Below are 299 nucleotides of genomic sequence, written 5' to 3' on the forward strand. Positions count from 1 at the left end.
CGGGCGCACCGACCGTGGCATCGGGCGAGACCGGCATCTGGCCACCACCGAGTGCGCGCGGCGCCCCGGGGCGTTCGGGTTCTGGTTGGGATCGAAGGCATCGCCACGGCGGCGCCCTCCCGCTGCTGGCGCGGCCGGCTCTTGCACGATCGGAGCGGGAGCCGCGATCTGGGTCTGGTCGTAGCCGCCCTGCGATTGCCGGTAACCCGGCTGCGGTTGGCCGTATCCCTGCTGCGGCTGTCCATAGGCCGGCTGGCCACCTTGCGGCGGATAGGACGGCGCAGACGGGGTGGCCGGCG

General features: G+C 73.9%; 1 pseudogene. It reads right to left on the minus strand.

Annotation, left to right across the window (positions count from 1 at the left end):
• A pseudogene (locus CWO89_RS47490) lies at window positions 1–299 on the minus strand (tol-pal system protein YbgF); the annotation flags it as partial.

Source organism: Bradyrhizobium sp. Leo170 (genome assembly GCF_004296405.1).
Lineage (GTDB): Bacteria > Pseudomonadota > Alphaproteobacteria > Rhizobiales > Xanthobacteraceae > Bradyrhizobium.